Source organism: Dongia sp. agr-C8, assembly GCF_054658695.1.
This window is the reverse complement of record NZ_BAAGHZ010000005.1, coordinates 493,752-506,688: the sequence shown is the minus strand read 5'-3', so window position 1 is coordinate 506,688 and position 12,937 is coordinate 493,752. Positions and strand designations below refer to the sequence as shown.

The 12,937-nt window shown below is 66.0% G+C and carries 12 protein-coding genes; 9 read left to right on the top strand and 3 right to left on the bottom strand.

The genetic code is table 11. The features are described 5' to 3' along the window. Positions 1–37: 37 nt before the first annotated feature. The 3 genes from ACYQ4T_RS26660 (at position 38) to ACYQ4T_RS26650 (ending at position 3,000) form a co-directional block, all read left to right on the top strand. Positions 38–1,432 carry an ELM1/GtrOC1 family putative glycosyltransferase gene (locus ACYQ4T_RS26660; protein ID WP_459859678.1) on the top strand — a complete coding sequence of 465 codons (1,395 nt, stop codon included), beginning with the start codon at positions 38–40 and terminating at the stop codon, positions 1,430–1,432. Next, a complete protein-coding gene (locus ACYQ4T_RS26655) occupies positions 1,320–2,093 on the top strand; it encodes an MlaA family lipoprotein (RefSeq protein ID WP_459859677.1) in 774 nt (257 codons plus the stop codon). Before ACYQ4T_RS26660 ends, ACYQ4T_RS26655 begins: the two co-directional genes overlap by 113 nt. A gap of 82 nt (positions 2,094–2,175) precedes the next feature. After that, a complete protein-coding gene (locus tag ACYQ4T_RS26650) occupies positions 2,176–3,000 on the top strand; it encodes a MipA/OmpV family protein (RefSeq protein ID WP_459859676.1) in 825 nt (274 codons plus the stop codon). A gap of 9 nt (positions 3,001–3,009) precedes the next feature. On the opposite strand, the gene ACYQ4T_RS26645 is transcribed toward ACYQ4T_RS26650, so the two are convergent. Together ACYQ4T_RS26645 and ACYQ4T_RS26640 are read right to left on the bottom strand one after the other, a co-directional pair. Next, entirely contained in the window at positions 3,010–4,299 is a 1,290-nt protein-coding gene (locus tag ACYQ4T_RS26645; protein ID WP_459859675.1) for a sugar-transfer associated ATP-grasp domain-containing protein, read from the bottom strand. Between the two features lie 25 nt (positions 4,300–4,324). Beyond that, complete coding sequence (locus tag ACYQ4T_RS26640) at positions 4,325–5,344, bottom strand: aldose epimerase family protein (RefSeq protein WP_459859674.1); 1,020 nt, start codon at positions 5,342–5,344, stop codon at positions 4,325–4,327. Between the two features lie 157 nt (positions 5,345–5,501). Here ACYQ4T_RS26640 and ACYQ4T_RS26635 point away from each other — a divergent pair, with 157 nt between their 5' ends. Beyond that, positions 5,502–6,773, top strand: a complete 1,272-nt coding sequence (locus tag ACYQ4T_RS26635) for a DUF763 domain-containing protein (RefSeq protein ID WP_459859673.1) — start codon at positions 5,502–5,504, stop codon at positions 6,771–6,773. Here the strand turns inward: ACYQ4T_RS26635 and ACYQ4T_RS26630 are convergent. After that, complete coding sequence (locus ACYQ4T_RS26630) at positions 6,721–7,299, bottom strand: hypothetical protein (RefSeq protein ID WP_459859672.1); 579 nt, start codon at positions 7,297–7,299, stop codon at positions 6,721–6,723. The two genes, ACYQ4T_RS26635 and ACYQ4T_RS26630, sit on opposite strands and share 53 nt — an antisense overlap. A gap of 398 nt (positions 7,300–7,697) precedes the next feature. Between ACYQ4T_RS26630 and ACYQ4T_RS26625 the strand changes: the two genes are divergently transcribed. From ACYQ4T_RS26625 to ACYQ4T_RS26605, 5 genes are all read left to right on the top strand, one after another. Next, on the top strand, positions 7,698–9,230 hold the full coding sequence (locus ACYQ4T_RS26625; protein ID WP_459859670.1) for an ABC transporter substrate-binding protein: 1,533 nt from the start codon (positions 7,698–7,700) through the stop codon (positions 9,228–9,230). Positions 9,231–9,247: 17 nt separating this feature from the next. Continuing rightward, positions 9,248–10,183: a carbohydrate ABC transporter permease gene (locus ACYQ4T_RS26620; RefSeq protein ID WP_459859669.1), complete on the top strand. Its 936-nt coding sequence runs from the start codon at positions 9,248–9,250 to the stop codon at positions 10,181–10,183. A 1-nt stretch (position 10,184) separates the two neighbouring features. Continuing rightward, the gene (locus ACYQ4T_RS26615) at positions 10,185–11,024 is read left to right on the top strand and encodes a carbohydrate ABC transporter permease (RefSeq protein ID WP_459859668.1); all 840 of its coding nucleotides are present in this window, start codon (positions 10,185–10,187) and stop codon (positions 11,022–11,024) included. An 8-nt stretch (positions 11,025–11,032) separates the two neighbouring features. Next, complete coding sequence (locus tag ACYQ4T_RS26610) at positions 11,033–11,854, top strand: hypothetical protein (RefSeq protein WP_459859667.1); 822 nt, start codon at positions 11,033–11,035, stop codon at positions 11,852–11,854. Positions 11,855–12,460: 606 nt separating this feature from the next. Further along, entirely contained in the window at positions 12,461–12,919 is a 459-nt protein-coding gene (locus ACYQ4T_RS26605) for a tellurite resistance TerB family protein (protein WP_459859666.1), read from the top strand. Positions 12,920–12,937: the final 18 nt, after the last annotated feature.

Genomic DNA, 12,937 nt, shown 5'->3' with positions numbered 1-12,937 from the left:
GAGTGCTTCCTCGGGCATGGTTAACAGGCGTCACGCAGTGTTCAATCTCTTCGATCTCGACCACCGGCCGGAGATCTGGGTTCTCCTCACCCATGCGGTGGGCGACAACGAGCAATGTCTGGCGCTGGCAGAAGCCTTCGGCCATCCCTTTCACAGCATCCTTCTCGACTGGCCGGCATCCGGCCGGGCGCAGGACCGGGTGATTCTGAAGGAACTCCTCCGCGAAGGCATGCGGGGCCGGATCTTGCGTCATTCGATCAGTCTGCGGGCGCCATGGCCACGCCTCGTCATTTGCAGCGGCAGACGCGGCGACGATGTCGCCTTCTGGATCAGGCGGCAGTCCGGCGGCCGGTCGAAGGTGGTCACGATCGGTCGCGCCCACGCGGCACTCGCGGATTACGACTTGGTTGTCGCCTCGCCGCAATATCTGCTGCCGGAGCGCGCGAACGTCATCCACCTGCCGATTCCGATCTCGCGTGTGCGGACCGAGATCGGCCCGCGGGCGCCCGCCGCGCAGGCCATCGGCCCTAAGCCATGGTTTACCATTCTGCTCGGCGGGCGCGTGAATGAGTTCGTCGACGGCGAAGCCGCGCTCAGGCAGGTCGCGTTGCGCGCCCAGCTGGCGGCAACCCGGTCGGGCGGCACGGTAATCGTTTCGACCTCTCGCCGCACGCCGCCCCGGCTGCTTGCCGCCGTGGAAGGAGAGCTTGAGGCGCCCATAGTCTACCGCTGGGTGCAGGGCGGCGATGACAACCCCTACGCGACGCTGCTGCGGGAATCAGCCGCCGTCTTCGTGACCGGCGACAGCGCTTCGATGATACTGGATGCCTGCCATTCCGGCACGCCGACCTACATCATCGAGCTGCCCGAGCGGACCGACTTTCGCCGGCTCTGGCGGCACGGCTTCTACAGCCTCATGCGACATGCCGCGCGGTCGCTACGCGACGCCGATCTCGAATCCATAGCGCGGGCGGTCGACCGTCTGCAGGAATGGCTGCACGCGGCAAAGCTCCTGCGCTATCCGCGGGACCTCCGCCGCCTCCACGCCGCGGTCTTCGAAATGGACCTGGTCCGGCCCGCAGCGGCGTTCGAGCCTTCCCAGCTGCCGGCCCGCCGCGGGAACGATCGTCCGCGCGACGCCGCCGGCCTGCAGATGATCATGCAGAGATGCAGCACATGGTTGCCTCAAGGCCGAGACAACCCCGACCTTGCAGCAGAATCGCGCAAAGATTCCGGCGCTCCATCGCGCGCCGCAATGCTGGAGCAACCTGGCGCGGCGAAGATTGCCCGATCAGAGAGGCAAGCACAGGGGCCGTTCGATGAAAGCCAAGACAGGATCATTCTCCAGCAATCTCGCCGTTCTCGCCGCGATGCTCGCCCTGGGTGCCTGCGCCGAGGTGCCGACCGATCCGGTGGCGCGCGAAGCCTATGAGGAAGCCAACGATCCGGCGGAGCCGACCAACCGGGTCATCTTCGCCGGTAACCAATGGGTGGATCGCAACGCCCTGCAGCCGGTCGCGCGCGCCTACCAGGACTATGTGCCGGGCGGCGTCCGCGACAGCGTGCATAATTTCGGCCAAAACCTCAAGCAGCCCTTCGTGCTGGTGAATGATGTGCTGCAAGGGAACATGGACCGCGCCTGGAACACGACCCAGCGGTTTGCCGTCAACACCACGGTCGGCGGTGCCGGGCTGTTCGACGTGGCGAGCGACTGGGACCTGCCCGCGCATGATGCCGATTTCGGCCAGACCCTGGGCGTCTGGGGCGTCGAACCCGGACCGAGCGTGCAGCTTCCCCTCTTCGGACCCTCCAACCTGCGCGACACCGCCGGCACGGCCTTTGGGATGCTGGGCGATCCGATGGGCTTTGCCCCGGGACTGCAGACTGTCCGCACGGTGAGCGCCGCGACCAACGCTGTCGATGGCCGCGCCCGGTTGCTGCCGGTGACCGACGATCTGGAGAAGAACTCGGTCGACTACTACGCCGCCTTGCGCAGCCTCTCGGCGCAACAGCGCGAAGCCTTCGTCGCGGAAGGCAAAGCCGGCGGACTTCCCGGGGACCAAGGCGGGACGTTGCCGACCGCCGCGCCCTGATCGCGTCTCGCAAGACCTCCGGTGCATTCGCCGCAGCCAGGCGGCGATGACCGCTTCGCTTGTTTCTTCAAGGGATTCATGAATGTTTCAACCACTCCGCCCCAGGCAGTATCTGATGCTGGTGCTCGGTCTTTCCTATGCGTTCATCCATGGGCGCGCGGCGCAGGCCGACGATCCGCAGGCACCATCCGCCCCGCCGTCATGGCTCGAGAGTGCCGAGCAGCAGGCGCAGGAATGGAACGTCTCTCTCGGCGCCGGCTTTCGGGTGGAGCCGAAGTTCGAGGGCGCCGACGATTTCAAGATCATGCCCATTCCGTGGATCTCCGCGGATTTCGGACCCTATGTCAGCGTCGATACCCGGGGCGTCACCATCAATGCCTGGGACTACGAGGGTCTGAGCGTCAAGGGTCGCCTCGGCTACGACCTCGGGCGGGATTCGAGCGACGACCGGCATCTCCACGGCCTGGGCGACATCGGCGCCGGCGCGGTGCTCGGCCTCGATCTCGCCTATAATCTGGAGCCGGTCGAGATCAATCTCGCCTTGGACAAGACCGTCGGCGGCGGTGACGGACTGACCGCCAAGTTCGGCGTGATCTATTCCGTGCCGATCGACCAGTTCACCTTCTCAATTGGCCCCTCGGTAACTTGGGCCGACGGCAACTCCATGGAGTCCTATTTCGGGGTAACCGACCGGCAGTCCCGCCGGTCCGGCCTGTCGGGCTTCGACGCGGATGCCGGGATCAAGCGCATCGATCTGGAAGTATCGGGCATGTACCTGATCGACGAAAACTGGTGGATGCGCGCCGAAGCGAGCTTCGGCGCGCTGGTCGGCGACGCGGCGGCCAGCCCGGTATCGCAAACCAACTTTCAGCCGTCCACGATGTTCCTGGTCGGATACAGGTTCTAGCCTAGCCGCCTAGCGATTGAAGGTCCCGAGCTGATCCGGCCGCCGGCCGTTGCGGGTGTCGCCGGCGAGCGCCTTCTGCAAATGATGCTGCAGCAGCGTGCCGAAGCGGGAATTGCCGAGCCCGGCGCGGTGCGGGCGCTGCATCAGGTCGACATCCGGCTTGCCGTTGCCTTCGATCAGGCAGGGACCGTCGTCCAGGATGGCGACGTCCCAGCCGACCACCACCCGGTCGCCGATCAGGTCATGGGCGCGTTTCGCCAGTTCCAGCGCCTCGGGCCAGAGCGGCAGGATGCGGCCTTCGATCGTCGCCCCGGTCGCCGGATGCCGCGCGTGCCAGGCGGAATCGACGCTGACGCCGAGATCGGTGGCGCGGCCGAGCTTCCCCGTTGCGAGCTCGACCGCTGCGGCGATGCCGCCGGCATGGATATTGTCCACCAGGGCGCCCGCTCGCTGCGGCATCCTGAACACGGCGTGCGTCGCCTCGATGCCGCCGTTCTCGTCGCGCAACGTCAGTATCCGCGCCGTCGCCAGCGCGCCGGTCGTGAGGTCGGCGAGCTCGGCGTGGTTGGTGAGGTGATATTCGATCACCCGTTTCTCCAGCGCCGCCCGGCGCTTCAGGTGTTCGACCAGCTCGGCCTCGGTGAGGCTCCGCCCTTCGGCGTCGCGATAGCGGCCGGCGGCGTAGCTCCATTTCTCCGCCCCGCGGCCGCCGCGGCCGAGCTTGATCTTCACGAAGAGGTCGCGCGGCGGCAGGCTGGCCATGGCCGGGTCGACGAAGCCGAGGCTCTTCGGCCCGACGATCGCGATCACCGTGCCGGCGCGCAAGCCGCGTTCCCGGCAGAGCCTGGAGAAATGGACCTTGCTGGCGAAGGGCACGTCCTTGTCCCGGCGCTGCTTGCGATCGACCAGCCAGCGATAGATGAAGGGCTTCACCTGCACCCGCTGCAGGTAATCGGCGGCATGCGCCCGGCGTTCGTCGTCATGGAACTCGAAGGTGTAGTACCAGAGCGGCGGCACCATCCATCGCGCCGCCACCGCGATCTGCTCGAGGAACTGGCGGAGCGGCGACTTGCCGCTGGTCCTGGCCCGGCTCGGCCCCAGGCGGATCGCCAGATAGGCCGCGTGCAGGATCGTGCTCGGCCACCACAGGATGATCGCAACCACGAAGCAGGCTCGGTCGGCCCAGCTGCCGCGCCGCCAGGCGCCGCGGATCCACTGCCGCCGCAGATAGCCCGCGGGGCTGCCGGGCGCGTCGCGCCCGAGGCCGGGCAGCGGCGGTGGGTACCAGGTGATCAGCATCGCCGCCCAGCCGGTCCTATCGGGTCTACTTGAAGCGGTATTCCGTCACCTGGCGGTAGACCTCGCCCGGCAGCAGCGTGGCCTGCGCGAAATGCCGGTTGTGGATCGCGTCGGGGAAGCGCTGCGCCTCGAGGCAGAAGCCGGCATGGGGGAAATGCTTCTGCCCGGCGACGCCCGGCGCGGTATGCCGCACCACCGCGCCGGTATAGAGCTGCATCCCGGGCTCGTCGGTGGCGCATTCCAGGGTCAGGTCTCCCGTCGGCGACACCACCTTGACCGCGACGTCGCCCGGCTGGCCGACCGGCGGCAGGCTGTCGAGCACGAAGTTGATGTCGTAGTCGAACGGCTTGCCATCGCCATGGCGGATCGGCCGCAGCTTGCGGAAATCATACGGCGTGCCGGTGACGCTCACGATCTCTCCGGTCGGGATCAGGTCGGGGTCGAGCGCGGTGATGAAGCCCGAGGCCACCTGCATCCTGTGGTCCCAGATCTCCGTATTCTCGGCGAGCGTGAAGTAGGAGTGATTGACCAGGTTAACCAGGGTCGGCGCGTCGGTGGTCGCCGTCATCTCGACCCGGATGGTTGCCGGCTCCAGCAGGCGGTAGATGCAGAAGACCGCGAGGTTGCCCGGATAGTTCTCCTCGCCGTCCGGCGAATGCAGGCGGAAGCTGACGCTGCTGTCGGTGTGATCGGCGACCTCCCAGACCCTTTTCGCATAGCCGACATTGCCGCCGTGGAGATGCGTCTTGCCGTTCTCGTTCTTGGCGAGCTGGAAGCTCTTCCCCGCCAGGGTGAACTGCCCGTTGGCGATGCGGTTGCCGACCCGGCCGCAGGTGGCGCCGATCGAGGCATGGCCGCTGCGATAGCCGTCCAGCGTCTCGTAGCCGAGCACCACGCGCCGCTTCTGCCCGTTGGCCAGCGGCACGACGAAGTCGCGCAGGCTCGCGCCGAAGCTGATGATCGAGGCTTCCGCACCGGCCGCGGATTTCAGCCGGATTTCCTGAACCTGTTTGCCGTCCGCCTCGCCGAAAGGTGCAATGCTCACGCTGGTCTCCCTGCCCGAATCGATATGCGGCGCGAGTGTCGCTCAATCGTGCACGCGCTTCTAGGTCGTCATCGCCGGGCTCGCTTAGCCGTCATGCCCGGGGATGACGACTTCAAAGATTGTTGTTCCATCTATGTTCCGGCGCTAGACTCGCGCCATGGCCCGACGCGCCGGCACCGCCGATCTTCCCTTGCACAACGGCCGCGTGCCGCCCTGGCTGGCGGCGCGGATGGCGAAGCTCGGCACCGTCGTCGCCGAGGCGATCATCCTGCATTGCGGCCGGACCGAGTTCCTGCGCCGCCTGGCCAATCCCTTCTGGTTCCAGTCCTTCGGCGCCGTCATGGGCATGGACTGGCATTCCTCCGGCATCACCACCAGCGTGATCGGCGCGCTGAAGCGCGGCCTCGGCCCGCGGCAGAACGAACTCGGCCTCTATGTCTGCGGCGGCCGCGGCAGCCATTCCCGCAGCACGCCGCAGGAGCTGACCGCGATCGGCGAGCGCATCGGCGTCGATGGCGCCGCCTTGGCGCGCACCAGCCGGCTGGTCGCGAAGGTCGACAGCGCCGCCGTGCAGGACGGGTTCGATCTCTACCTCCACGGCTTCGTGCTGGCGGCGGACGGGCAATGGACCGTGGTGCAGCAGGGCATGAACGGCGGCACGCGGCTCGCGCGCCGCTATCACTGGCTTTCGGAGGGCCTCAGCAGCTTCGTCGATGATCCGCATGCGGCGATCGAGGGCCGCAACCAGGGTGTCCTCGTCAACCTCGCCGACCGCCGCGCCGCCGCCTCGCGCGCCGCGCAATTGAATCTGCTCTCCGATCTCGGCCCCGACCGGATCGCGCTGGAGATCGCCAAGCTCGAGGGCAAGACCCCGGCCCAGGGCCAACTGCCCTACCTGATCATGCCGGCGCATCACGATGTGCGCGCCGAGGACATCATCGGCCGCCGCCTGCACGCGACTTTGGCCGCGGCGGCGGATCGCGGCCCGGCCGATTTCCCCGATCTGCTGCTGACGCCCGGCGTCGGCGCGCGCACGGTGCAGGCTTTGGCCATGGTGGCGGAAGTGGTGCATGGCGCGCCCTGCCGCTTCGCCGATCCGGCGCGCTTCAGCCTCGCCCATGGCGGCAAGGACCGCCATCCCTATCCGGTGCCGCTCAGGGTCTATGACGAGACCTTGCGGATCCTGAAGAACGCGGTGCAGCGGGCGAAGCTCGGCCGTGACGAGGAACTGGGGGCGCTCAAGCGGCTGGACGACCAGGCGCGCAAGCTCGAAGGCCTGGTCTCGGGCCCCAGCGTCGACGCCTTCATCGCCAACGAACGCGCCCAATCGCCGATGCGCGGCGGCCGCAGCGTGTTCGGCTGGGAAGCGGATCTCGTCAGCCCGGAACCGGAACCCGCCGCTCCAGCGGCAGCTCCCAGTTCGGCGTGAGGCCGCAGAGCAGGTCGAAGAAGCCGATCGCGGTGCGCGCGTCTTCCTGCACGTTCTCGCGGAACGAGGTCCAGAACTGCCGCTCCTCGGCGCTCGCCGCCGGAAGCAGCGCGGCATGGCCTTCCTGCGCGATCACCGCGGCGACCACCGAGAAGCAATAGCTCGCATAGGCATAGCCCTCGGGCCAGGCGGTCATCGCTTCCGGGAAGCTCTTCAAGACTTCGACGCCGCGCGGCTTGATTTCGATCGGGTGATGCTGGAACAGTTCCTTCAGCATCAGCCCGCCGGCGAAGATCAGGAGGTCGCGCCGGTCGGTCTCGACCTGATTCTTGAGTTCATCGAAATTCCGCCGCCATTCGCCGAAGGCCCGGGCCAGGGCCTCGTCGTCGATCTCGAACCCGAAGGCGCTGCCCTTGAACAGCAGCGCGGCATGGCGATGAAAGGAGGCGGCGACGGTGCGGAATCGCTTGGCGCGCTCGGCAAGGCCGGCCTCGTTCAGCATCTCCGGCATCAATGGCGTCAGCATCGCTCCTCCCACAGGCTCGGCCGCATCTTACCGGACCGGGGCGATCGAGCCAGTTCGGCAAATTCAGATACAGAATGGCATTCAACTTAACATTTTACTCAGTCCGCTCAAGGGGCGGCGGACCCGAAACCTCTGCCAAAACGCCGTCAACTCGTTGAAATCCGCGAAATTGCTGCAAAAGCTCACAGATATCAAAATGAGACATTTGAATTTCAGATTGGCATTTAGTATTGTCTGAGGCGAAAGCGCGGGCGCATTCCGGCACATGGCAGCCCGCCAAAAGGTCACCATGGCCCGTGTCACGTCTGGTCTCGTGGCGCGAGAAAACGGCCCAATCAGGCCAGCTTGGGAGGATAAACATGCCGAGGAAAGGGGGATCGCTGCTCACGCGGCGGTCAGTGTTGAGGTCTGGCGCCGCCCTGGGCGCCGCCGCCGGGTTCGGCGGCGTTTCGCTGTTCAATATCGGCCGCGGCTTCGCCGCCGATCTGCCGGATCCCGCGAAGGTTCTGGCCGAGATCAATGTCGGCAAATACGTGAAGGCCGACTACCGCAAGCAATACGGCCTCGCCGATGACGAGCTGCTGTGGGATCCGAAGAAGGATTGGATCCGCACCGTCGATTGGGAAAAGGTCCGCAGCGAACACGCCGGCAAGACGGTGAAATTCGCCATCGGCGCCGCCGACGCGGAATCCGCCCAGGACGGGTTGAAGCCGTTCGAGCAGCTCTCCGGCATCACGGTCGAGCTGGTGCCGATCCCGGATGATTCGCTCTACGACAAGGTCGTGGCCGAGTTCGTCTCCGGCAATGCGAGCTTCGACGCGCTGCAATTCTTCTCGCCCTGGCTCGGCGACTTCGCGGGCCAAGGCTTCCTCGCCAAGCTCGACGACTATGCCGAGAAGTGGAAGCTGCCGCTCGACGACTTCTACGACACCTACAAGCTGAACTACGGCTATTGGGGCGGGCAGGGCCTCTACGGCATTCCCTTCGACTGCGACATCCAGATGATCCATGTCCGGTCGAAATACTTCAAGGAAGTGACCGGCGGCGACGTCGATCCGAAGAACACGATCAAGACCTACGACGACCTGCTGAAGCTCTCCGGCGAATTGAACAACGCCAGCAAGGGCGTGGCCGGCGTCGGCTTCATGGCCGCGCGCGGCTTCTGGTCGACCTACACCTGGGAGCATGTCGCCGCGCAATACGGCATGGATCTCTTCAACGACAAATGGGAGCCGGTCTTCAACGGCGATGCCGGCGTGAAGGCGCTGGAGATGATCATCGCCCTGCAGAAGAATGGGCCCACGGGCGTCGCCGGCTGGGGCTGGGGCGAGAACCGCGCCGCCTGGCTCGGCGGCCAGCTCGCCACCAACATCTCCTGGCAGGATTCCGGCACCCAGGCGACGCGTCCGGACCAGAGCAAGATCGTGGACGACGTCATCACGATCTACGAGCCGCGCGTCCAGGGCGGCCGCTTCGCGCCGCCGAACATCGCCGGCTCGACCTCGGTCGTGACCGCGACCTCGAAGAATGCCGAGGCTGCCTTCCTGATGCTGGGCTTCCTCACCACCGCCTCGATCATGGCGATGAACGAGGCCAATGCGAACGGCGTCGCCCCGGGCTACCGCTCGGTGCTGAACAACGCCAGCCTGCGCAAGGTTTCCCAGCCCGCCGAGGTCTGGGCCACCGAGCTCGACTACGCCTGGTGCGCCCCGCGCCTGCCCGGCATGTTCGAGATGGAGCAGGCCCTCGGCAACGAGCTCAACAAGGCGATCGTCGGCCAGGCCTCGCCCAAGGAAGCGCTCGATGCCGGCGCCAAGGCCTGGAAGGAGATCATGGACAAGAACGGCTTCTACGGCGGCAAGCCGCCGATCGACTTCGCCGCAGTGGCCGATGCGGGCTGGATCGGCAAGGGCAAGACACCGCCGGTCTAGAAGTGTCATAATCCAGCATGTCGATTGCGACTGCCAATCATCAAGGACGGGCGGCTTCGGTCGCCCGTCCGCGCCTCTACCGCCGCCGCTCACCGCTGCGGCGGAAGATGTTCCCCTATCTGCTGGTCATGCCGGCGGTGGTCTACCTGCTCGGGATCACGCTCTATCCCGGCATCTACGCCATGGTGCAGAGCTTCTACCGGGTGAAGTTCGCCTCCTGGACCTTCATCGGCCTCGACAACTACGAGAAGCTGTTCAGCGATCCGGAATTCTGGGCCAGCCTCTGGAACACCTTCGTCATCGGCGCCAGCGCCTTGGCGCTGCAATTCGTCATCGCCATGACCCTGGCGGCCTTTGCCTATCGCGATCCCTGGGTGCGCGGCTGGCGCATCGTCTTCCTGCTGCCGATGCTGTTCATGCCCTCCGCCGTGGCGTTCATCTGGAAGCTCGCCTTCAACGACGGCGGCATCGTCAGCGACCTGCTGATGGGCGTCGGCCTGATCTCGAGCCCGCTCGACTTCCTCGGCAACGTCTGGCTGGCGCGGCTGTCGCTGGTCATCACCGACGTCTGGCAGTGGACGCCGTTCCTGTTCATCATCTTCGTCGCCGCCCTGCAATCGCAGGATATGGAGATCGAGGAGGCGGCGCGCCTCGACGGCGCGCGCTGGAGCCAGATCTTCTTCAACATCTCCCTGCCGCTGATCAAGCCGATCGTCGCCGTCGCCCTGGTCTTACGCGGAATCGACATCGTCACCATGTTCACCTCGGTCTTCATCATCACCGGCGGCACGCCCGGCGGCGCCACCGAGACGGTCAGCTATTTCATCTATCGCACCGGCTTCAAGCGCTTCGACTTCGGCTACGCCTCGGCCGCCTCGGTGGTGCTGCTGGTCGCGACCGTGATTCTCGCCCAGACCTTCGTGAAGCGGTTCTTCCGCTCAGGACGGGATTGAGATGAAGAGTCTCCGTCATCGCGCCCCCTCGAAGATTCTGCGCCTCTCCATCCTCGGCGCCTGGGCTCTGTTCTGCGTCCTGCCGATCCTCTGGTTCCTCTCGATCGGGCTCCGGCCCAGGACCGAGATCATCCTGCCGCAGCCCATTTACTGGCCGAGTTGGACCATCGACGCCTGGAACATGATCTGGAGCGACTGGCCGATGGCCTATTACCTCCGGAACTCCATCGTCGCCGTCTTGGGCAGCGTGGTCATCGATCTCCTGCTGGCGATCCCGGCCGCCTATGCGCTGGCGCGCTACCGTTTCAAGCTCAGGGAGGATATCGGCTTCTACATCCTCTCCACGCGGATGATGGCGCCGGCTGTGGTGGCGATCCCGATCTTCTTCCTGTTCCGCAATCTCGGTCTCCTGGACACGGTCTGGGCGCTGATGCTGGTCTACGCGGCGATGAATCTCTCGCTTGTCACCTGGATCATCCGTTCCTACATGCTGGATATCCCGGCGGAGATCGAGGACGCGGCGCGGACCGACGGGGCGACGGACCTGAAGATCCTGGTGCTGATCATCGTGCCGATGTGCCTGCCCGGCATCATCACCGCGGCGGTGATCGCGGTCATCTTCGGGATCAACGAGTTTCTGTTCACTTTGCTGATCGCCTCGACCAAGAGCGCCTACACTTTGTCGGTGGCCTTGGCGAACTTCACCGGCGGCTCGGACGGCATCATCTACAACGCGATCTCGGTCGTCGCCTTCCTCGCCTTCATGCCGGTCCTGGTGCTGCTGATCGCGATCCAGAACCACCTCTCCCGCGGCTTGACAATGGGCGCCGTGAAAGGATGAATCGAGCCATGTCCCTTTTGCCGAAGATGCCCATCCCCGGTTCCCTCGGCTCCCATGCCGCCAGCATGGCCGCCAATGCCCGCGACGGCCTGCGCGCGGCGCATTACTTCGTCCAGGAGCTGGCGACCGCCGACGATCCGGCCGGGCAGGGCAACGCGCGCAAGAAGCCGACCTGGCTGCTGCCCGCCGACGCCCCGACCTCGCTCATCACCGGCTTCATCGCCCAGAACGCCCGCATCGCCGACAAGGTGATGAACTGGTCGAGCGACGCCGCGGCCGCCTTGCTGGCGCCGGATTGGCGGGTCCTGCCCTCGCCCTTCAACCGCAACATGATGCGCGAGATCGCGGCGGCGATCGGCAGCCAGAGCTTCACCGCCAACGCGCTCTTCAACGCCTATTTCTACCGCGCCGCCCTGCACATCCTGCAGCGCTATGCCAAGCCGCCTTACCTCGTGCTGGAGAACCGGATCGACGCCGCGCGCCGCGCGCTCGCCGCCGCCGAACAGCCCGACACTTCCGACACCGCCTTCATGGCCCGCGCGCTGATCGCCCTGGTGCGTGCCGCGCCGGTGGTCGAAGTCGGCACGATCGACCCCAAATCCGTGCTCGCCAAGACCAGGGATCCGAATGTCAGCATCGCCGCCGTCGCCGGCATCGCGCTGCTGTTCGGCGACCAGGGCAAGCCCACCGACGAGATCGACGAAGACCAGTTCTTCGCCATCGTCGCCGCCCTCATCGCCCCGCGCTTGCCGGCGATCGAGCAACTGATCGCCCGCGACGACGCCAAGAAGCTCGGAGCCGAACTCGCCGCCATCAAGGCGCTGTATTAGCCGCGCAGTCTCTCCCTGGCGCTACCTCGTAGATCCCCCTCTCCCCTCGTGGGAGAGGGTTGCGAAGGCTTAGCGAACGACAGTGCGCTTAGCCGCAGCTGGGTGAGGGGGCGCGTGCCGAAGGCGCGCAGCGCGATAGCGCTCTGACGTGCGCGATTCGAACCTCACGCAGTGATCGCCAGAGAGAACGGACGCCGTTGCGATGACTTGATCTGCCTCAAGTGACCGGAAGTGCCGCTGGACGCACCCGGCGCGAGAACCCACGCGCGCGATAGCGCCGCACCTCGGCTGGCTTGAACGGCGGCGGCGCAAGATTACATATCCCGTTGCCGGATCCGGGCCCCTCTGGCGGCTGCCAAGCCGCGATGTCGGATCCTTCACCTGCTCGCGTTGCATGCAAGCACCTGGAGGATGCGCCCCGATTGACTGCGCTCAGTGACCCCAAATCCAATTCACAGTTGCTTGCGGCTCCGTTCTCAACCCTCGCCCCTGACGGCGAGCTCAGCAGCGCGGGTCGCGCGCTGCTGCCGTTGATGATCGACCTTCCGTCGCCGCATCAACCAATTTCCGTTCGATCCCCCTTTCATCTGCAGCCGAGGAGATCCCATGCCGCGACAAGCGAATGAATTGCAGCGATCCATCGACGACGCCCTGATCGATCTCAGCGAGCCAGACGCCGACGCAGTTCTTGAAGCGGTCATGGCCGGATTCGCGCTCGTCGCCTATGCCGATGGAAAGGTCACGCAGGAAGAGCGGCTGCGCGTGCGGAGCATCATCCCCCGGTTCGCCACGCTCCGGTTCCTTCCCCAGCGGGACTTGACCCAGGCTTTTGAAACCGCCACCGGATGGTTCGAGTCTGGCCCCGCGGATGCCAAGCGCCGGGCCCTCGACTTGATCCGACGCGTTGGCCGGGACCAGAAGGTCGGGATACCTCTTCTGCGCGCTTGCCATGCGATCGCAACGGCCGATCAGGCGTTCGATGCCAGCGAACGGGAAGCGCTGATCAGCATCTGTGGCGCGCTCAATCTGAATCCGGCGGACTATGGCTTGAAGCAGCCGGCGTGACGGCGCGTTGGACACCTT